13 protein-coding genes are annotated in these 20,767 nt (G+C 59.6%); 8 read left to right on the forward strand and 5 right to left on the reverse strand.

The genetic code is table 11. The features are described 5' to 3' along the window. Positions 1-87 precede the first annotated feature (87 nt). On the reverse strand, positions 88-1,680 hold the full coding sequence (locus tag Q0M74_RS03425) for a phospho-sugar mutase (RefSeq protein WP_293951650.1): 1,593 nt from the start codon (positions 1,678-1,680) through the stop codon (positions 88-90). A gap of 138 nt (positions 1,681-1,818) precedes the next feature. Between Q0M74_RS03425 and Q0M74_RS03430 the strand changes: the two genes are divergently transcribed. The 6 genes from Q0M74_RS03430 to Q0M74_RS03455 all read left to right on the forward strand — a co-directional run bounded on the left by Q0M74_RS03430 (position 1,819) and on the right by Q0M74_RS03455 (position 12,184). Beyond that, positions 1,819-2,973: a M20 family metallopeptidase gene (locus Q0M74_RS03430; protein WP_293951668.1), complete on the forward strand. Its 1,155-nt coding sequence runs from the start codon at positions 1,819-1,821 to the stop codon at positions 2,971-2,973. Positions 2,974-3,114: 141 nt separating this feature from the next. Next, positions 3,115-4,524 carry an NAD(P)H-quinone dehydrogenase gene (locus Q0M74_RS03435; RefSeq protein WP_293951651.1) on the forward strand — a complete coding sequence of 470 codons (1,410 nt, stop codon included), beginning with the start codon at positions 3,115-3,117 and terminating at the stop codon, positions 4,522-4,524. Positions 4,525-4,976: 452 nt separating this feature from the next. Continuing rightward, positions 4,977-8,396 carry a pyruvate carboxylase gene (locus Q0M74_RS03440; RefSeq protein WP_293951652.1) on the forward strand — a complete coding sequence of 1,140 codons (3,420 nt, stop codon included), beginning with the start codon at positions 4,977-4,979 and terminating at the stop codon, positions 8,394-8,396. 211 nt (positions 8,397-8,607) lie between these two features. Beyond that, positions 8,608-10,113 carry a 2-methylcitrate dehydratase PrpD gene (prpD, locus tag Q0M74_RS03445; RefSeq protein WP_293951653.1) on the forward strand — a complete coding sequence of 502 codons (1,506 nt, stop codon included), beginning with the start codon at positions 8,608-8,610 and terminating at the stop codon, positions 10,111-10,113. After that, the gene (gene prpB / locus Q0M74_RS03450) at positions 10,110-11,018 is read left to right on the forward strand and encodes a methylisocitrate lyase (protein WP_293951654.1); all 909 of its coding nucleotides are present in this window, start codon (positions 10,110-10,112) and stop codon (positions 11,016-11,018) included. Before prpD ends, prpB begins: the two co-directional genes overlap by 4 nt. 17 nt (positions 11,019-11,035) lie before the next feature. Next, complete coding sequence (locus tag Q0M74_RS03455) at positions 11,036-12,184, forward strand: bifunctional 2-methylcitrate synthase/citrate synthase (protein WP_293951655.1); 1,149 nt, start codon at positions 11,036-11,038, stop codon at positions 12,182-12,184. Positions 12,185-12,197: 13 nt separating this feature from the next. On the opposite strand, the gene Q0M74_RS03460 is transcribed toward Q0M74_RS03455, so the two are convergent. Then, a complete protein-coding gene (locus Q0M74_RS03460) occupies positions 12,198-13,505 on the reverse strand; it encodes a short-chain fatty acyl-CoA regulator family protein (protein ID WP_293951656.1) in 1,308 nt (435 codons plus the stop codon). A 174-nt stretch (positions 13,506-13,679) separates the two neighbouring features. On the opposite strand from Q0M74_RS03460, the gene Q0M74_RS03465 reads away from it, so the two are divergent. After that, positions 13,680-13,970 (forward strand): hypothetical protein, encoded by a 291-nt coding sequence (locus Q0M74_RS03465; protein WP_293951657.1) that lies wholly within the window; start codon positions 13,680-13,682, stop codon positions 13,968-13,970. Between the two features lie 203 nt (positions 13,971-14,173). On the opposite strand, the gene Q0M74_RS03470 is transcribed toward Q0M74_RS03465, so the two are convergent. Together Q0M74_RS03470 and Q0M74_RS03475 are read right to left on the reverse strand one after the other, a co-directional pair. Further along, complete coding sequence (locus Q0M74_RS03470) at positions 14,174-15,949, reverse strand: acetyl/propionyl/methylcrotonyl-CoA carboxylase subunit alpha (RefSeq protein ID WP_293951658.1); 1,776 nt, start codon at positions 15,947-15,949, stop codon at positions 14,174-14,176. 237 nt (positions 15,950-16,186) lie between these two features. Beyond that, on the reverse strand, positions 16,187-17,080 hold the full coding sequence (locus Q0M74_RS03475; protein WP_293951659.1) for a sulfurtransferase: 894 nt from the start codon (positions 17,078-17,080) through the stop codon (positions 16,187-16,189). Between the two features lie 340 nt (positions 17,081-17,420). On the opposite strand from Q0M74_RS03475, the gene Q0M74_RS03480 reads away from it, so the two are divergent. Continuing rightward, positions 17,421-18,488 carry a Cj0069 family protein gene (locus tag Q0M74_RS03480; RefSeq protein ID WP_293951660.1) on the forward strand — a complete coding sequence of 356 codons (1,068 nt, stop codon included), beginning with the start codon at positions 17,421-17,423 and terminating at the stop codon, positions 18,486-18,488. Positions 18,489-18,502: 14 nt separating this feature from the next. Here Q0M74_RS03480 and Q0M74_RS03485 read toward each other — a convergent pair whose 3' ends face one another. Continuing rightward, positions 18,503-20,752, reverse strand: a complete 2,250-nt coding sequence (locus Q0M74_RS03485; RefSeq protein ID WP_293951661.1) for a 3-hydroxyacyl-CoA dehydrogenase/enoyl-CoA hydratase family protein — start codon at positions 20,750-20,752, stop codon at positions 18,503-18,505. Positions 20,753-20,767: the final 15 nt, after the last annotated feature.

Below are 20,767 nucleotides of genomic sequence, written 5' to 3' on the forward strand. Positions count from 1 at the left end.
CGCTGCCCCCGATAATGATTCGGATGAGGAAGCGCTGCCCCGACGTGTGGCGGAGGAAGAGCCCCGTAGGGCCCTCCCCAAGGACTTCTAGAGCTTCCGGCCCCAGCTGTGCACCTCCTCCTGGAGCTTCTCCAGAAGTTCCGAAGCTTCAGCATGGGAGCTGGCCTGCGCGACCTCCAGGTAGATCTTGGCCTTGGCTTCAGTGCCAGACACTCGGCAGATCACACGCAGTTGAATCGCCCCCAGTCGTCCCTTGATCACCACACCCTGATTCTCCGGGAGGGCGGAGCTGTCCATGGACACACCGATGAGTTCATCCGGGGGAGTGGTGGACCAGGCGTCGACAAGCTCCCTGGGGTTCGTCGTGCGCACCGCAACCTGTGTGGACGCGAAATAGCCGTGACGACGATAAAGCGCATCGAGCTCATCCTGCAGCGTGACACCTGCGGCCTTGAGCTCAGCCGCCCAAGCGGCCATCAACAGCGCAGTGGTAATGCCATCCTTATCCGCCACGATCTCCGGCGCCGGGCAGGTGCCCACCGCCTCCTCATAGGCAAACGCCAGACGTCCGGGACGGCCATCAGCAGCCCGTGACAGGTGCTTGAAACCCGTCAGGGTCTCCTGATAATCCCACCCCTTGTCCTCCGCGATCACACGCAACAGCTGGGAACTGACCACCGTGGTCGCCACCACCGGGGGATCACCCTTCCCATCCCACTCCGGCACGATGCGGGTGGCCAGGAGGGTTCCGGTCTCATCGCCAGAGAGCATCCGGTGCCCACCATCAGCAGTTCTGATCCCCACCGCGCAGCGATCAGCATCCGGATCAAGAGCGAAGAGGATATCCGCATCCTTGGCCTTCGCACGCTGCAGCAGCAGCTCAATGGCTGAAGGTTCCTCCGGGTTGGGGAAGGGCACCGTCGGGAAGGTCGGATCCGGATACTGTTGCGCCTTCACCGAATGGGTCAGCGGGAAACCCGCATATTGGAAGGAATTGGACATGGCACGACCGCCCACACCATGCAGAGCAGTGTAGACAACCCGCAGATTGGCCCGCTCAGAATTCACCCGCAGGAGATCCGACTGCCCCGGGGTGACCAGCTCGACGATCTCATCGATGTACCTACGCAACTGATCCTGTGCCGGCCGCACCGTCACCCGTGGAATATTCACTGGATCCTCCACCGCCTGGATGTGACTCTCCAGCTCAGTCTCCAACTCTGAATACAACTGCCTGCCATTGGCCAGAAACACCTTGTACCCATTATCGGCAGCCCCATTATGAGACGCGGTGATCTGCACACCGGCATCCATCTGACGCTTCTTCACCAGCCACGGAATCAGGGGAGTAGGCCCCGGGGTGGGCAGAAGCATCACCTCAAACCCTGCACCCGCAAACACCTCCGCAGTGGTGGCGGCAAAAGTATGGGAACCATAACGGGCGTCATAACCCACCACCACACGCAGCGGGCCATCCTGCGGATACATAGTCCGCCCGATACCAGTCTCATCCTCAGGAACCAGATGGGGAATCTTCTCCCGCGCAGCACGTGCAGCCAACCAACTGGCCACCCCTGCCGTCGTCCTGGTCACCTGAAGCACATTCATTTGATGTGCCGCCGGACCCACCGGGGCACGCAAACCTGCTGTACCGAAAGAAAGCTGACGGGACTCGTCCATGAACACCCCGATCCTAGGTTTTTGTCTGTTCGCTACTAGACTTGACTCTACCGCGATGCGGGTGTTCCCGATATGCCTGCCAAGAAGATGAGGAAGGTGCTTTTTGTGACGGAAATCGGTGCCCTTGTGGCTTCATGGATGGACCGACACCACGATGAGGTGCTCGGATGGCGCAGACACCTGCACAGCCAACCCGAACTCTCCCACATGGAATACCGGACCACGGAATTCCTGGCGCAGGTACTGACTGACCACGGCATGGAACCACAACTGTTCCCCGGAACGGGCCTGATGGTAGACATCGGTCCCACCGACACCGAACGTCTGGCCTTCCGTGCCGACATCGATGCCCTGCCACTCACCGAAAACACCGGCCTGGACTTCAGCTCAGAAATCCCCGGTGTCGCACACTCCTGCGGCCATGATGTCCACACCGTCATCGCCCTGGCGCTAGCCTGCGCACTCAACACCATTGACCTCCCCCTGGGCATCCGCGTCATCTTCCAACCAGCCGAAGAAGTCATGACCGGTGGTGCCACCGACGTCATCCAATTCGGAGGCCTTGAAGGCGTCAACGCCATCTACGCACTCCACGTGGAACCCAAACTCAAAGTCGGCCGCGTTGGCGTCCGCGCAGGAGCCATCACCTCAGCTTCCGACATCATCGAAATCCGCGTCCGTGGCGAAGGTGGGCACACCTCCCGCCCACACCTGGCCAAGGACGTCGTCTACGCACTGGCCAAGGTGGTCACCGATCTTCCAGGTCTCTTGTCTCGCCGGGTGGATCCCCGCACCGGCACCGTCCTGGTGTTCGGCAACATCAACGCAGGTTTCGCTCCCAATGCCATCCCGGAGACCGGCACCGTCAGCGGCACCCTGCGCACCGCCGATATTGGCACCTGGCGCAGCATGCGTCCCCTGGTCGGCGAACTGGTTGAACAGATCTTGGCGCCCACCGGGGTCGAGCACGAACTGATCTACAACCCGGGTGTTCCACCGGTGCTTAACGACGACGTCGCCACTGCCCTGCTGGCCAGCGCCGCCCGCGATATGGACACCCAGTCTGTGGTCCAGGCACCCCAGTCCTCCGGTGGCGAGGACTTCTCCTGGTACCTGGAACACGTCCCCGGATCCATGGCTCGACTGGGCTGCTGGCCTGGACATGGCCCCAAACAGGACCTCCATCAGCCCGATCTCGTGGTGGATGAAAGGTGCATTCCTGTGGGAGTGCGTCTGTTCGGAAGTCTGGTGCAGCAGTACAGCAGCCGCTCCGAGGCTTTTCTTCGGCACTAATGGGGGTAGTATGTAGGGCTGGCTCTAAATGACCAGTCTCGTCCACCCTGCACGAGGCTGACTCAATTGATTTAGACTTGGATCACACATCAGTGATTCCAACTAGCATTCACCCAGCTCACACGTGTGGAGGTGCCATTTATGGCAAAGAGGATCGTAATCATCGGCGGAGGCCCCGCAGGCTATGAGGCAGCACTGGCAGGTGCAAAATACGGCGCTGATATCACCCTCATCGAAGATGTGGGAGTGGGTGGATCCGCAGTAACACTTGACTGCGTGCCCTCCAAGTCCTTCATCGCCGGTACCGGCATCAAGACTGACCTCCGCCGTGCGGATGACATGGGGCTCAACCGTGGCCTGGGCAAGGCACACCTGGAGATTGATGCGCTGAACAAGCGTGTCAAGGCTCTGGCTCATGCCCAGTCCCAGGACATCGCCGGTCAGCTCAAGCGTGCAGGCGTGCGCATGATTGACGGCTACGGCCGTTTTGATAACTACAGCACCAACCAGACCACCCACTACATCGAGGTCACCCACAGCAATGGTGACACCGAGGTCATTGAATGTGATCTGGTGCTGCTGGCATCCGGTGCAACCCCACGCATCCTCAAGGGTGCTGAGCCGGATGGGGAGCGCATCCTCACCTGGCGTCAGGTCTATGACATCGATGAGCTGCCGACCCACCTCATCGTGGTGGGTTCCGGTGTCACAGGTGCTGAGTTCGTCTCCGCATTTGCTGAACTCGGCGTGAAGGTCACCATGGTGGCTTCCCGTGATCGCATCCTGCCTCACGATGATGCCGATGCCGCTGACGTCCTGGAAACCGTTCTCGCAGAACGCGGTGTCTCCCTGGAGAAGCATGCCCGCGTGGATTCTGTGACCCGTACCGCCGATGGCGGCGTGTGCGTGCGTACCGCCGATGGTCGTGAGATCTTCGGATCCCACGCTTTGATGACCGTTGGTTCCATCCCCAACACCCAGGATCTCGGCCTGGATAACATCGGTGTGGAGCTGGCGCCATCCGGCCACATCAAGGTGGACCGCGTCTCCCGTACCTCCGTGGCTGGCGTCTATGCTGCCGGTGACTGCACCGACCTGTTCCCGCTGGCCTCTGTTGCCGCCATGCAGGGCCGTATCGCCATGTACCACGCACTCGGTGAGGGTGTGTCTCCGATTCGTCTGAAGACAGTCGCCACCGCGGTGTTCACCCGTCCGGAGATTGCCGCCGTGGGTGTCACCCACGACCAGGTCGATTCCGGTGATGTTTCAGCCCGCACCGTGGTGCTGCCGCTGGTGACCAACCCACGCGCCAAGATGCGTTCCCTGCGTCATGGTTTTGTGAAGTTGTTCTGTCGCCGCAACTCCGGACTCATCGTCGGCGGTGTGGTTGTCGCCCCGACTGCATCCGAACTGATCCTTCCGATCGCCGTTGCCGTGACCAACCGCTTGACTGTGGCTGACCTGGCGGAAACCTTCGCGGTCTATCCGTCCCTGTCAGGTTCGATCACGGAAGCGGCACGTCAGCTGGTTCAGCACGACGACCTAGGTTAGAACCAGGGGAAACCTTCCCAGGTCCTGGGCAAAGACCGGGCATGAACGCAGAGCAATCTGTGTTCATGCCCGGTCTTTTGGTATTTCTACTGGGGTGGGGGTGCCTCGGTTGAGGGTCTGCGGCGCTATATCTCCCCTGATTGCTAAGTCTGCAAAGGTTGGATCCGGGTGGTGTTAGCTGGTGAAGTGCTTTTTTAGCGATGTTAGTGGAAGACTGTTGAGGCTCTCAACCGCCCCTTTTTTTCCGTAGGCGAATGGGCATCGGGGTTGATCGCTGGGGGGTTTATTTCATGTTCCACCATGTGGGTTCCTGCAGGTCAGTAAATGTGACACTTTCCCTCCGGGGTGAAAAACGGAAATTGATGCATGGTTTTTGTGACCTACCGTTACCATGTTCTAAAGGTGACTGCCATCACCCCATGGGTGGTCACTTATCGAAAGGAACAAAAACAGTGGCAACAACAGCATCCTCCACACTGCCAGCATTCAAAAAGATTCTGGTGGCCAACCGAGGTGAAATCGCCGTGCGGGCATTCCGCGCAGCTTATGAAACCGGCGCCGCAACCGTGGCGATCTACCCTCTGGAGGACCGGAGCTCCTTCCACCGATCCTTCGCCTCCGAGGCGGTCAAGATCGGTACCGAGGGTTCCCCGGTCAAGGCATACCTGGATATTGATGAGATCATCGACGCAGCCAAGAAGGTCAAAGCTGACGCGATCTACCCCGGATACGGCTTCCTTTCGGAAAACGCCCAGTTAGCCCGTGAATGCGCGGAGAACGGCATCACCTTCATCGGCCCCACCCCGGATGTCTTGGATCTGACCGGTGACAAGTCCAAAGCGGTTACCGCGGCGAAGAAGGCCGGACTGCCCGTTCTGGCAGAGTCCACCCCGAGCGCTGACATCGATGAGATCGTCAAGAGCGCTGAGGGGGAGACCTACCCGATCTTCGTCAAGGCTGTCGCCGGCGGTGGCGGACGTGGCATGCGCTTTGTGGACAAGCCGGAGAACCTCCGTGAACTGGCCAAGGAAGCTTCCCGCGAAGCAGCTGCAGCCTTCGGCGATGGTGCCGTGTACGTGGAGCGTGCTGTGATCAAGCCCCAGCACATTGAGGTGCAGATCCTCGGCGACCACACCGGCGATGTCATCCACCTCTACGAGCGTGACTGCTCCCTGCAGCGCCGCCACCAGAAGGTCGTGGAGATCGCACCGGCCCAACACCTTGATCCTGAGCTGCGTGACCGTATCTGCGCTGATGCTGTGAAGTTCTGCAAGGAGATCGGCTACCAGGGCGCCGGCACCGTGGAGTTCCTGGTGGATGAAGCTGGCAACCACGTCTTCATCGAGATGAACCCACGCATCCAGGTTGAGCACACCGTGACCGAGGAGGTCACTGAGGTCGACCTGGTCAAGGCACAGATGCGCCTGGCAGCCGGATCCACGCTGAAGGAACTGGGCCTGACCCAGGACAAGATCAAGACCCACGGAGCTGCACTCCAGTGCCGCATCACCACCGAGGACCCCTCCAACAACTTCCGCCCAGATACCGGCACCATCACCTCCTACCGTTCCCCGGGTGGTGCAGGTGTCCGTCTGGATGGCGCTGCACAGCTCGGCGGCGAGATCACCGCGCACTTTGATTCCATGCTGGTGAAGATGACCTGCCGTGGTTCCGACTTTGACACCGCCGTGGCCCGTGCACAGCGTGCCCTGGCTGAGTTCAATGTCTCCGGTGTGGCCACCAACATCGGTTTCCTGCGTGCACTGCTGCGTGAGGATGACTTCACCACCAAGCGCATCGACACCGGTTTCATTGGCTCCCACCAGCACCTGCTCCAGGCACCGCCTGCCGATGATGAGCAGGGACGCATCCTGGACTACCTGGCCGATGTCACCGTGAACAAACCCCATGGTGAGCGCCCCGACAGCCCACGCCCGATTGAGAAGCTACCCAAGGTGGAAGATATTCCCCTGCCACGTGGTTCCCGTGACCGCCTGAAGCAGCTGGGGCCTGAAGGCTTCGCCCGCCATCTGCGTGAGCAGGATGCCCTGGCAGTCACCGATACCACCTTCCGTGATGCCCACCAGTCACTGTTGGCCACCCGCATCCGTTCCTTCGCCCTGACCCCCGCGGCGCGCGCCGTCGCCAAGCTCACCCCGGAGCTGCTGTCCGTGGAGGCCTGGGGCGGTGCCACCTATGACGTGGCCATGCGTTTCCTCTTTGAGGATCCATGGGCCCGCCTGGATGAACTGCGTGAGGCGATGCCGAACGTGAACATCCAGATGCTGCTGCGTGGCCGCAACACCGTCGGCTACACCCCGTACCCGGATTCCGTATGCCGCGCATTCGTGCAGGAAGCAGCGAAGTCTGGTGTGGATATCTTCCGCATCTTCGACGCCCTCAATGATGTCTCCCAGATGCGCCCGGCCATCGACGCCGTCCTGGAGACCGGAACCACCGTCGCCGAGGTCGCCATGGCCTACTCCGGTGACCTATCCAACCCCGGTGAGAAGCTCTACACCCTGGACTACTACCTCAAGCTGGCTGAGCAGATCGTCGAATCCGGCGCCCACGTCCTGGCGATCAAGGACATGGCGGGCCTGCTGCGTCCAGCGGCAGCCACCAAGCTGGTCACCGCTCTGCGACGCGAATTCGACCTCCCGGTCCATGTTCACACCCACGACACCGCAGGTGGTCAGCTGGCCACCTACCTGGCAGCGGCCAACGCCGGTGCCGACGCTGTCGACGCCGCATCAGCACCGCTGTCCGGCACCACCTCACAGCCATCGATGTCCGCACTGGTGGCCGCCTTCGCACACACCCGTCGCGACACCGGCCTCAACCTGGATGCCGTCTCTGACCTGGAGCCCTACTGGGAGGCAGTCCGCGGACTCTACCTGCCATTTGAGGCTGGCACCCCTGGCCCGACCGGTCGTGTCTACCGCCACGAGATCCCCGGTGGCCAGCTGTCCAACCTCCGTGCGCAGGCCGTGGCACTGGGCCTCGCGGATCGTTTCGAACTCATCGAGGACTACTACGCCGCAGTCAACGACATGCTGGGCCGTCCCACCAAGGTGACCCCGTCCTCCAAGGTTGTCGGTGACCTGGCACTGCACCTGGTCGGTGCAGGCGTGGATCCGGCAGACTTCGCTGCGGACCCACAGAAGTACGACATCCCGGATTCCGTCATCGCCTTCCTCCGCGGCGAGCTCGGTACCCCTCCCGGTGGCTGGCCTGAACCACTGCGCACGCGCGCACTGGAAGGCCGCTCCGAGGGCAAGGAACCACTTGCTGAGATCCCCGCTGAGGAGCAGGCACACCTGGATTCTGAGGACTCCGCAGAGCGCCGTGGCACCCTCAACCGTTTGCTCTTCCCGAAGCCGACCGAGGAGTTCCTCGAGCACCGTCGTCGCTTCGGCAACACCTCTGCTCTGGATGACCGCGAGTTCTTCTATGGGCTGAAGGAGGGACGTGAGGAACTGATCCACCTGCCACACGTGTCCACCCCGATGCTGGTCCGTCTGGATGCGGTTTCTGAGCCGGATGACAAGGGCATGCGCAATGTCGTGGTCAACGTCAACGGTCAGATCCGCCCGATCCGCGTCCGCGATCACGCCGTGGAGTCCGTCACCGCCACCGCGGAGAAGGCCGACACCACCAAGAAGGGCCAGGTTGCTGCACCGTTCGCCGGTGTGGTCACCGTGACCGTTGCTGATGGTGATGAGGTCAAGGCTGGTGACGCCGTGGCCATCATCGAGGCTATGAAGATGGAAGCCACCATCACCGCCCCTGTGGACGGTGTCATTGAACGCGTGGTTGTTCCTGCGGCCACCAAGGTGGAGGGCAATGACCTGATCGTGGTCATCGCTTAAAGCACCTGCGTTAATTCTTGAAGCCGTCAGTCTCCCTGAGGACAGGAGGACTGAGGGCTTCAGGCTTTTCAGAGGGTGGCCCCAGACACATGTTGAGGTCTAGGCTTAGGGGACAAGGAAGAAGTGATTTCACCACCCTCAAAGGGGCAGGGGAATAGTTGAACGCAGGAGCTGCCCTTTGAAGTCTTGAGAGACCAGTCGGGAGCCCACCATGCGTATCCACGAAGTCCGAACCCATGCCTCTGCCGAGGAATTTCCCCGTGAGGAACATCTGGCCTGGAAGATCGCACAGGTGGCCGCCGACCCGGTGGATATCCTCCCCGAAGTGGAGGCGATGATCATCAACAGGATCATCGATAATGCCGCAGTTGCGACAGCCTCCCTGTTGCGGCACCCGGTGACCACCGCACGTGCCCAGGCACAGTCCCACCCGAAGGTCGGCGGGGCGAAGGTCTTTGGTGTCAGCGGTGGTTATTCTGCTGAATGGGCAGCTTTTGCCAATGGCACGGCGGTGCGTGAACTGGATTTCCATGACACCTTCCTGGCCGCCGATTACTCACATCCAGGTGATAACATCCCACCCGTCCTGGCGGTGGCACAGGCACGTGGGAGCAGCGGGGAGGATCTGATCCGGGCGCTTGCCACGGCCTATGAGATCCACGTGGATCTGGTCAAAGGTATCTGTCTGCATGAGCACAAGATTGACCATGTGGCACACCTTGGGCCGGCAGCCGCAGCAGGGCTGGGAACCCTGCTGCACCTGGACCCTGAGATCACCTATCAGGCGATCGGACAGGCACTGCACACCACCACCGCCACCCGGCAGTCCCGCAAGGGGGAGATCTCCTCATGGAAGGCCTTTGCCCCGGCTTTTGCCGGCAAGATGGCCATTGAGGCGGTCGATCGGGTGATGCGCGGGGAAGGGGCACCAGCACCCATCTGGGAGGGGGAGGACGGAGTCATCGCCTGGTTGTTGTCCGGGAAAGACCATGTTTACCACGTACCATTGCCGGGACAGGGCGAGGAAAAACGAGGCATCCTGGAGACCTACACCAAGGAACATTCTGCGGAATACCAGTCTCAGGCTGCCATTGACCTGGCACGTCACCTCAAACCCCGAGTGGAGGAGGCCGGTGGAATCACAGAAGTGGAGTCCATCGTGTTGCACACCAGCCACCACACCCACCATGTGATCGGCACCGGTGCGAATGATCCACAGAAGATGGATCCGGCCGCTTCCAGGGAAACACTGGATCATTCCATCATGTACATCTTTGCCGTCGCCTTATCTGATGGGCAGTGGCATCACGAGCACTCCTACAGCAGGAAACGTGCCACCCGTCCGGAGACCGTTGCCCTATGGCAGAAAATATCCACGGTGGAGGACCCGGAGTGGACACGCCGCTATCACTCGGAGGACCCTGAGGAAAAGGCCTTCGGAGCCAGGGCTGTGATCACGATGGCTAATGGAAAAGTCATCGCGGAGGAACTCGCGGTGGCCGACGCCCACCCACTGGGTGCCCGCCCCTTTGAACGTGAGCAGTACATAGCCAAGTTCCGTGAATTAGCCGGAGGCGTTGTTTCCAGCTCGGAACAGGACCGCTTCCTCGACACCGTCCAAACCCTTCCGGACCTCGGGGAGTTGGGGGAGCTGAATATTGAGATCGACCCCGGCATCCTGGCCACAGCTCCAGTCATCGGGGAGGGGTTGCTGTGAATATGTTCTCCACAGCGGTGAGCCCGGGGGAGCGTCGCCAAGCACTGCGTGCCTCCCTGCAGGCGGCACCCATCACGCGGCTTCCGGGAGCCTTCTCACCCCTGGTTGCCCGCAGCATCCAGGAAGCCGGATTCGAAGGCGTCTACGTCAGCGGCGCCGTCATCGCCGCCGACCTGGCACTACCGGATATCGGATTGACCACACTCAGTGAAGTCACAGCGCGTGCCCGACAGATTGCGCGTGCCACGGACCTACCTGTGCTTGTCGACGCGGACACCGGATTCGGCGAACCCATGAACGTGGCCCGCACCATCACCGAATTTGAGGACGCAGGTGTTGCCGGCTGCCACCTGGAGGACCAGGTGAACCCGAAACGCTGTGGACACCTCGAGGGTAAGGAAGTGGTACCGGTGGAGCAGATGCTGCGCCGGATCACAGCAGCCGTGCACGCCCGCAGGGACCCCGGATTCCTCATCTGCGCCCGCACCGATGCCGCCGGGGTGGAGGGCATTGAATCCGCGATCGACCGTGCCCACGAGTATGCAGCCGCCGGAGCTGACCTGATCTTCACCGAGGCGCTCCACACCCGTGCTGATTTTGAACGTTTCCGCGAAGCCGTGCCTGATGTACCACTGCTGGCCAACATGACGGAATTCGGCAAGACTGAGCTGCTCCGTGCCTCAGAACTGGAGGCGATCGGCTACAACGCCGTGATCTACCCCGTCACCACCCTGCGTATCGCCATGGGCCAGGTGGAACAGGCACTGGGTGAGATCGCAGAATCCGGAACCCAGGCCGACTGGATCGACCGCATGCAACACCGCAGCAGACTCTATGAACTGATCCGCTACGCCGAATTCAATGTTTTTGATCAACACCTGTTCACCTACAAGAGGAAGACCTGAGAGTTTAAGGAACTGACATGTCTGAAAAGAATATGGATGTCCGCAAGGGCCTCTATGGAGTGATTTCCGACTACACTGCTATCTCCAAGGTGATGCCCGAAACTAACTCCCTGACCTACCGGGGCTATCCGGTCCAGGACCTGGTGGAACACTGCAGCTTCGAGGAGGTGATCTACCTGCTCTGGCGCGGTGAATTACCCACCGCCGAACAACTACGTGAATTCAACACCAGGGGCCGCTCCTACCGTTCCTTGGATGCCGGACTGATCTCCCTGATCCACTCCTTGCCGGTGAACTGTCACCCCATGGATGTGCTGCGCACCGCCGTGTCCTACCTGGGTACCAAAGATCCGGACCCCTTCACCCGGGATGCCGCCCATGTGGTGCGGATCGGGCACAACCTCCTGGCGCAGCTACCGATGGTAGTGGCCATGGATATCCGACGCCGGAGGGAAGATGACATCATCGCCCCAGACCCAGACAAGGGAATCGCGGAGAACTTCCTGTCCATGGTGTTCGGCAATGCCCCCGGCTCCGTAGCCAACAGCTCGGAGGATATCCGTGACTTTGAACGCTCGCTGATCCTGTATGCCGAACACTCCTTCAACGCCTCCACCTTCACCTCCCGGGTGATCACCTCCACCCGGGCAGATGCCTACTCCGCCATCGCCGGTGCCATCGGTGCACTCAAAGGGCCACTGCATGGTGGTGCCAATGAGTTTGTGATGCACACCATGCTCGACATCGACGATCCCACCAAGGCAGGGGAGTGGGTGGAACACGCCCTGGACAACAAATCCCTGATCATGGGATTTGGCCACCGCGTGTATAAAAGTGGTGACAGCAGGGTGCCCTCCATGGAGAAATCCCTCCGCGCCCTGGCCAACCGCCACCGTGCCACCAAATGGGTGCATATGTATGAGGAGATGCAATCAGTGATGGACAGTCGCACCGGCATCAAACCCAACCTGGACTTCCCGGCAGGCCCCGCCTATTACATCCTCGGATTCCCCGTGGATTTCTTCACCCCACTGTTTGTCCTGGCACGTCTGGCCGGCTGGACCGCACACATCGTGGAGCAATATGAGAATAACTCGCTGATCCGCCCGCTGGCCGCCTACAACGGTGTGGAACAACGTGAGGTGGTGCCGATTGACCATCGGTAGACCAGCAGGTGGATTACCTCCTGCGCAGCAGGTCCTGCCCTGTGGCGGGAAAAGCCCGTTGCACACAGTCCTCACGCGGGCACACCCGGCAACCGGGACCAATCTCCGCTGCTGAGGAAGGATCCAGATTCAACCCCTGGGAATACACCAGGTGGGGTGCCTCGGAGATGTCACAACCGAGTCCGATGGCAAATTCGGCCACAGGATTGCCAAAACCAGATGATCTACCCCGCACAGATTTGGCCATCCACAGATAGGTCCGGCCATCTGGCATGCGGGCAACCTGCCTGGTGATGGTGCCCTGGGATTCAAAGGCCTGATGCAGTGTCCACAGGGGACATGTGCCATTGGTTCTGGAGAAGTGGAACGTCGCCGCTGACTGACGTTTAGAGATATTGCCAGCACGGTCAGACCTGACGAAGAAGAAGGGCACCCCCTCATTCCCCTGCCTTTGCAGCGTGGAGAGCCGGTGGCAGGTGGACTCGAAGGAGACACCGAATCGTGCTGAGATCAGATCAATGTCGAATCGTGTACTGCGTGCAAAATCCAGGAAACTGCCATAGGGCATGACCACAGCACCGGCGAAGTACTGCGCCAAACCGACCTTGGCCAGTTCCACGGCCTCCGGTGTAGGGAGATCCGGGTGGTCATCGGTTAATGCCTCCAGGAGCTGCACATGTTGGAGCCCAGCAATCTCCTGTGCGAGCTGGAAACACTGCTGGGATTCCGTGAGGTCCTCACGGAGGAAGATCTGTCGGTAGCTGTGATCGACATGGCGACGTTCACTGAGACCGGGAGCGCGGAAGCGGACTGTGAAGTTGAACTCCTGATCAAGAAGCTGTGTCAGGCGCATGACCCGCATTCCGGGAGTGCCAAGAGTTTCTGCGAGTTGTTCACCTAATCTGTCGAGCGGATCGATGTGATTACGGTGAGCCGCGAAATAATCACGGACATAGTCATAGGGAGTCCGGTGATCTGTCTCCGGTGATGCCGGGTGGATGATGTGACGGGCGATGGTGGGGAAGCGGGCTGCCAGGTCTGAGAGCTCAGTAGAGGAAAGAACGGGCCCACCGCTGAGTGACAGGGCCTCTGACAGTTCTGCAACTGTTGAAGCATCGTTATCAGGGGAAAAATAACCAGCTTCAACTGCAAAGGCTTTGGTCAAATGCAGCAACACGGTGGCGGTGAGTGGTCTTTTATCGTTTTCCAGCTGATTGAGATAGCTGGTCGATAATTCTAATTTCTCTGCCAGCATCGCTTGGGTGAGTCCATGGGCTTTGCGGAGAGCATTGATCCTTGCCCCCGAATACAGCTTTGTCATCTCAAGAATCTCTCTGTAAATAGGTCCCAACCAGTAATTTTCACAAGTATTGCTAAAAATAGAAAACTAACACTACAAAATTACACATACTTTAACGGATTGGTGGTGGGCACTGCGTTCCTTAGATTGAATATCAACCCCGATTAATCAAATGACTTTTCAGGAGCCCACTGGATGAATGCCTCCCCGGCCACCCTCCACATGCCAACACCACCTGCGGATAGCTGCCTGGAACCAGACAGAAAGCCAGCTGACCACGGTGACATGAAGACCAGAGACTATCCACGGTACGAAGCCTTTGCTGATGGCACCGCCGCACGTGAAGTCGTGCTCAATGATCTGCTGGGCATCTCCACTCCGGGCGTGAGACCGATGCGTCCTCGGACAAGCACCCTTGATATGTCCCAGTCCTTTGCTGATGGTTCAGCTCTGCGACAGGTATCCATGGAAAAGGCGCTGCGATGATGAAGACGATGCGGACAGCAGAAGACCCAGGCCTGATGGAACTCACCGCACGTTATAGCGCCGGGACTGTGAACCATATGCAGTTTATGGAAGAACTCATGAAATGGACACTGGTCACCTCACCCCACCTGGATTCTGGGAGTTGAGCAATGCAAAAGCTCCCTGCAGGGAACCTGCAGAGAGCTTTCAAAAAGTGTCAGAAACTACTTGATCTCGAGGAGAACCTGTCCCTTGGTGACACCCTCACCAGCAGCAACAGCTAGACCGGTGACGGTACCGGACTTGTGTGCCTTAACTGGGTTTTCCATCTTCATGGCCTCAAGCACGACGACGGTGTCGCCCTCGTTGACCTCAGCGCCCTCTTCGACGTTGACCTTGATGACGGTGCCCTGCATTGGAGCAGCAACGGAGTCACCGGAGACACCAGCCTTGGCGCCACCTGCACGACGCTTCTTGGCCTTCTTCTTGGCAGCACCTGCGCCGCCACCGAGTGCCAGATCGCCCGGGAGTGCAACCTCAACGCGACGGCCGTCGATCTCGACGATGACCTTCTGCGCTGGGGTCTGCTCTTCGTCATCCATGTCAGCTGCGTCGACGAAAGGCTCGATTGGGTTCTCCCACTCTTCTTCGATCCACTTGGTGTAGATCTCGAAGCCGTCTTCATTGCCGATGAAGGCAGGGTTGGAGACGATGTGGGAGTGGAATGGGATGACGGTTGGCATACCCTCGACGATGTACTCGCCCAGTGCACGACGGGAACGTTCCAGAGCCTGCTCGCGGGTGGAGCCCCAGACGATCAGTTTGGCCAGCATGGAGTCGAACTGGCCGGAGATCTCGGAACCTTCAACAACACCGGAGTCCATGCGGACACCCGGGCCTGATGGCTCGCGGTACTTGGTGATCTTGCCTGGTGCAGGCATGAAGTTGGTGCCGGCATCCTCACCGTTGATGCGGAACTCGAAAGCATGGCCGCGTGGTGTTGGATCTTCCTTGATGGAGAGCTCAGCGCCCTCAGCGATGCGGAACATCTCACGGACCAGGTCAAGACCGGTGGTCTCTTCGGTGACCGGGTGCTCAACCTGCAGACGGGTGTTGACCTCGAGGAAGGAGATCAGTCCATCGGAGCCGACCAGGTACTCAACGGTGCCTGCACCGTAGTAGCCAGCCTCACGGCAGATGTCCTTTGCGGAGGAGTGGATGCGCTCGCGCTGCTCATCGGTGAGGAATGGTGCTGGGCCCTCTTCGACGAGCTTCTGGAAACGACGCTGGAGGGAGCAGTCACGGGTGCCGGCGACAACAACGTTGCCGTGTTTATCGGCGATGACCTGAGCCTCAACGTGGCGTGCCTTGTCCAGGTAACGCTCAACGAAACACTCACCACGGCCGAAGGCGGAGACTGCTTCACGGGTTGCAGACTCGAAGAGGTCAGCAACCTCTTCCATCTTGTAGGCAACCTTCATGCCACGTCCGCCGCCACCGAAGGCAGCCTTGATGGCGATTGGGAGACCGAACTCCTCAGCGAAGGCAATGACTTCATCAGCGTTCTTGGCAGGTTCCTTGGTGCCTGGAACCATCGGCGCGTTGGCGACATGTGCGATGTGGCGTGCGGTGACCTTGTCACCGAGGGAGCGGATGGACTCTGGTGATGGTCCGATCCAGATCAGGCCAGCGTCAATGACGGCCTGAGCGAAATCAGCGTTCTCAGCCAGGAAACCATAACCTGGGTGAACGGCGTCTGCGCCGGACTTGCGTGCTGCGTCAATGACCTTGTCAATGACGAGGTAGGACTCTGCGGAAGTCTGTCCGCCAAGTGCGAAAGCTTCATCTGCATAGGCAACGAATGGTGCGTCTGCATCTGGTTCTGCGTAGACGGCAACTGAGGCGATGCCCTCGTCGCGAGCTGCACGGAACACACGGATTGCAATTTCACCACGGTTTGCAACAAGCACCTTGGTGATCTTCCTGGTCTCGACTGACACTAAAACCCTCCTGGTTTTGATTTACTTCACAACAAGGCACCGCACCACTGAGTGGTTTCATAAGGCATGCCTTGGCGATAAGGAATATTCTTGCACACTAACTCGGTGTTCTTTTAGTGAATCCCGCTAAGAGCGTTAAAGAAAACGAATTCAGGTGCACCCTGTGACCGCGTTAACATACCAGAAATACGCTAACCCATGATAACTTTGCAGGCAAAGTTACTGTGTGTGGCAGGTTTAAAGTGCTCCCGGCTCATCGCCACGCACGATCGGCATGCGAACCATGTTGCCCCACTCAGCCCAGGAGCCGTCATAGTTGCGGACATGGTTGAAGCCGAGAAGATACTTCAGGACAAACCAGGTGTGGGCGGCACGATCTCCCACGCGGCAGTACACGATCGTCTCATCGGTGGGGTTGAGTTCGCCGTAGATACCCTCCAGTTCCTTCCGGCTGCGGAAGTTGCCATTGGGGAGAACTGAGCGTTCCCAGTCGCGGTGGACCGCGCCCGGGATGTGGCCGCCACGGAGGACGCCTTCGCCGGTGACCGGCTGTTCGTCTTGGTTAAGGCCTCGGTACTCCTCGGCGGTGCGGACATCCACAATGGACATCTCGCGGGAGGCCGTCAGTGATTCGAGGATCTCAGCGACGTAGGCGCGTTGTCCTTCGTCGGTACGCTCCGCCACCGGGTAATCAGTCGGAGGGTACTCCGGAACCACGTAGGAGGTGTCGCGTTCCTCAGACATCCAGGCATCGCGACCGCCGTTGAGTAGACGGACATCAGGGTGGCCGAAGAGCTCGAACACCCAAAGTGTGAATGCGGCCCACCAGTTGGACTTGTCGCCGTAGATGACAACGGTGTCATCGCGGTGGATGCCCTTGCGGTTCATCAGGTCGGCAAAGGCCTGACCATCGATGAAGTCACGGGTGACTGGGTCGTTGAGATCCTTGTCCCAGTCGATGCGGACAGCACCCGGGAGATGGCCAATGTCATATAGGAGTGAATCCTCGTTGGACTCAACAACCTTCAGACCCGGGGAACCCAGTCGTGCGGAGAGCCAGGACGCGGAGACGATCTTTTCAGGATGTGCGTAGTCCTGGAATGGGGGGAACGGGTCGAACGGTGCTGCCATGTGAGGTCGCTGCCTTCCGTGATTTGAGTGGTACTTTCAATAACTGCTTTACCCAGCATATTGGTTCAACCCGGCTGTGTCCTTAATTACTTGTGGGAACCTCAAGTCCACCACTTCATGCCACGTGCTTTATTGTCTATCGTGTCAATATGAAAGAACCTGACTTTCGACGCTGCTTCGCGAATCGACACCTTTAAGGTTTCCCATGTTGTCCCCATCTTTTACCTTGTTGATTCCCCCTCGGCCGGTCTCTGCCAGCGCACACACAGCGCCCCCGCATCTGCCACACCACGGCACCTGAAAACAGCTGAGGATCATGAGAAAGTGAAATCTACCACCTATGTTCAAAAGCATCGTCGTTTTCGAAGTCGAAGGCGGATCTGACAAATATCTGGACGGCCACCGCAGGGACACCATGCCCATCGTCAACTCCATTGCAGGACACGGCTGGCACTCTGAGGTCGTGTACTACCGACCAGAATGGACCGAGGACATTTTTGACCATGTCACCGGAAAATTCGATGGATATATCTCGCGTGTGAACCCGGGAAACATCCCCGGTGGCGAACGTGGCTACTTCGACCTGCTGACCCGTCTCTCCGAAGCGGGCCTGGTGGGCATGTCCACCCCGGAGGAGATGGTGGCCTACGGGGCAAAGGATGCTCTGGTCAAACTCTCCCAGACAGATCTGGTCCCCACCGACACCCACGCCTATTACGACGTGGAGACCTTCCACCGCACCTTCCCCTCGTCCCTGTCCTACGGGGAACGGGTACTCAAGCAGAACCGTGGTTCCACCGGCAGTGGTATCTGGCGGGTGCAACTGAGGGACAAGAACCTGGCGGCCACCATCCGACCAGGGGACTCCCTCCCCCTTGATACCGAGGTCAAATGCACCGAAGCGGTGGATAACCACACGGAGATCCGCCAGCTGGGTGAGTTCATGGACTTCTGTGACCAATACATCGTGGGTGACAACGGCATGTTGGTGGACATGCGCTTCATGCCCCGCATCGTCGAAGGCGAGATCCGCATCCTCCTGGTGGGACCACACCCGGTCTTCGTGGTGCACAAGAAGCCCGCTGAGGGGGAGGATAATTTCTCTGCCACACTGTTCTCCGGAGCTCACTACACCTATGACCAGCCCGAAGACTGGCAGGACCTGGTGGACATGTTCGCCGCCGCACGTCCTGTCATCGCGGAGAATCTCGGTGGGGATAACATCCCCCTGATCTGGACCGCTGACTTCATACTGGACACCGCTGCTGATGGCACTGATACCTACGTGCTCGGCGAGATCAACTGCTCCTGTGTTGGTTTCACCTCTGAGCTGGACATGGGGATCCAGCAGCTGGTGGCCCAGGAAGCCATCAGACGCGTTGAGGATGCAACTTCCCGGGCTGCCTAGCCACAGGTGGTTTCTTAGTTCTTCAGCGGTTTCCTGGTACGTGCCATGTGGGATGCACGTTCCACATTTGAGGGCAGGATGATCACTTCCCCGGCAGATGTCGCCTCATGAGAACCCAGTTCCTCTGCAGAGATCCGTTGTCCTCCGGGGACACTCAACAGGTTTTTCAGGGCGTCGGCAATGATCATGTCGTTGGTACTGAAATCCCCGCTGGGGGTTTGCAACTGCCCGGGATCTGGCAGTGTCAGGTAGACGGTGGGTGCGGGGTGGTACCCCGGTGCTAACCGACGCGCCACTGTCAGTGCCTGCGCCAGGACGTGATCACTGGACATGATGATGGTGTCCCGGTCGCGCAGCAACCCGAAAGACTGAGCCTCGAAGGCGGAGCTGAAGGAGCGGGCATCCATGAACAGCTGGAAAGTCTGATTCACCGGGTTTTTCTTAGCAGCCTGTTCCAGGCGTTCGATGGTGCGGGCGGTACCACCCCAGGCCGGGATGAGACCGACTGTGCGCTCCGGGAATCCGATGCGGCTGTCAGCGTGGACAACCGCGACATCGCAGTGTAGGAGCATTTCCGCGCCACCCCCCAGGGCCACGCCGCGTACTGCGGCGACCACAGGAAACTCAGCATGGAGCAGGGCCTCAAAAGATTCCCGGCCGATGCGGAAGAGATCAGCGGCGGCGTGAGCATCGCCGTCTTCAGCTGCCCTGGCCAGAGTGGACAGGTCTGCACCGGCGCAGAAGGCGCGGGATTCATCGTTACCGATAACCAGCGCACGGATGCCCTGACTGTGTCCTTCCCTGCCTGTCTGTGCTATCAGCTCGAGGGCTTCGCGGGTGCAGGAATTTAGTGGGGTGTCCAGATCCAGGAGGGCTGTGCCGTCGTCAAGCAGGGTGACAGTGCCACCGTCATTGGCGAAGATGATGCGACCCTGCTGTTTCAGTGCGGTCGCGGTGATGACCCCATCACGTTGATGGACGGCAGTGGGTGAACCTTCTGTGCTCAGTGTTATTCCGGGGGCGGGGTAGAAACCGTTGTTGTCCAAGGCAAGTTGGAATAGCTCGGGGATTCTGTCACCCAGCATGGAGGCCAGGTGTTCCAGTCCGATGTCATCAGCGAGGGCGAAGGGGCCCTTCTTCCAGCCATAACCCAGTTGCATGGCCAGATCGATGTCCTCGACGGTGTCGGCGATCTCCGGGGAGGTTTCACAGCAGTAGATCAGGGTCTCCAAGAAGGTGTCCCGGGCGAAACGGCCGCCGGGACTGTCGGTGTCCATGATATCCCGTGCGGTGGTGTGTTGGGCTGCAGGATCGGTGATGGTCTGCTTGGCGCGGTAGGTGAACTCAGGGGTGACCACCTCTTCACGGCCTCGGTAAAACCCGGATGGACCGGTGCGACCGGTGAGACCGCGTTCCAGCAGACCGGTGAACAGTGGATGATCGGTGACGTTGAAACGGTGGTAGGCATCCTCTTCCGGGAGGGCATCGGTGAGACTACCCCAGATACCTGGAACCAGCTGCAGGCCGATGTAGTCGAAAAGCCCGAAGATTCCGGTGCGCGGGACTTCGAAGGGACGGCTGAAGAGAGCATCGGCAAGCTCAATGGGCACGCCATGATCAAGGGCGGTGCGGGCGCCCGCGGCCATCCACAGATTCCCGATCCGGTTGGCGATGAACCCGGGGGTATCCCGGCATTCCAGAACAGATTTGCCCAGTTGCTGCTCAATAGTCTGGATCAGCCGGCTGCGGGTGGAGTCACTGGTCAGTGGTCCGGTGACCAGTTCCACCAGGTGCATGGTGGTGGGCGGGTTGAAAAAGTGGACGATGGCGAAGTTCTTCCGGAATTCCTCCCCGGTGCCCTCTGTCAGCTCTGCCAGCGGGATGGTGGAAGTGTTGGAGGAGATGATGGTGTCCGGGGCACGGTATTGATCAATCAGCCGGAAGGAGTCGTGCTTGACCTGCAGGTCTTCGAACACCGCCTCGATGATCCAGTCAGCCTGTGCCAGGGCACCGGCATCATCGGTGATATTTCCCGTGGTGATACGTGAGGCGAACTCCGGCAGATAGAAGGCTCCGCGCTGCAACTGCCTTTCCACACCGGCCTCGGCCAGTCGGTCGGGGTCAGAAACCTCTCCGGAATGACGGTCCAGGAGCGTGACTTTGATCCCGGCATTGGCCAAGAGCGTGGCGATACCCGCACCCATGGAACCGGCACCGATGACGACTGCGTTGTTGATGGTGTTGTTGATGGTGTTGTTGTTCATGAGACTGCGCCCTTC

Source organism: uncultured Corynebacterium sp., assembly GCF_945649885.1.
In the GTDB taxonomy this organism is placed as follows: domain Bacteria; phylum Actinomycetota; class Actinomycetes; order Mycobacteriales; family Mycobacteriaceae; genus Corynebacterium.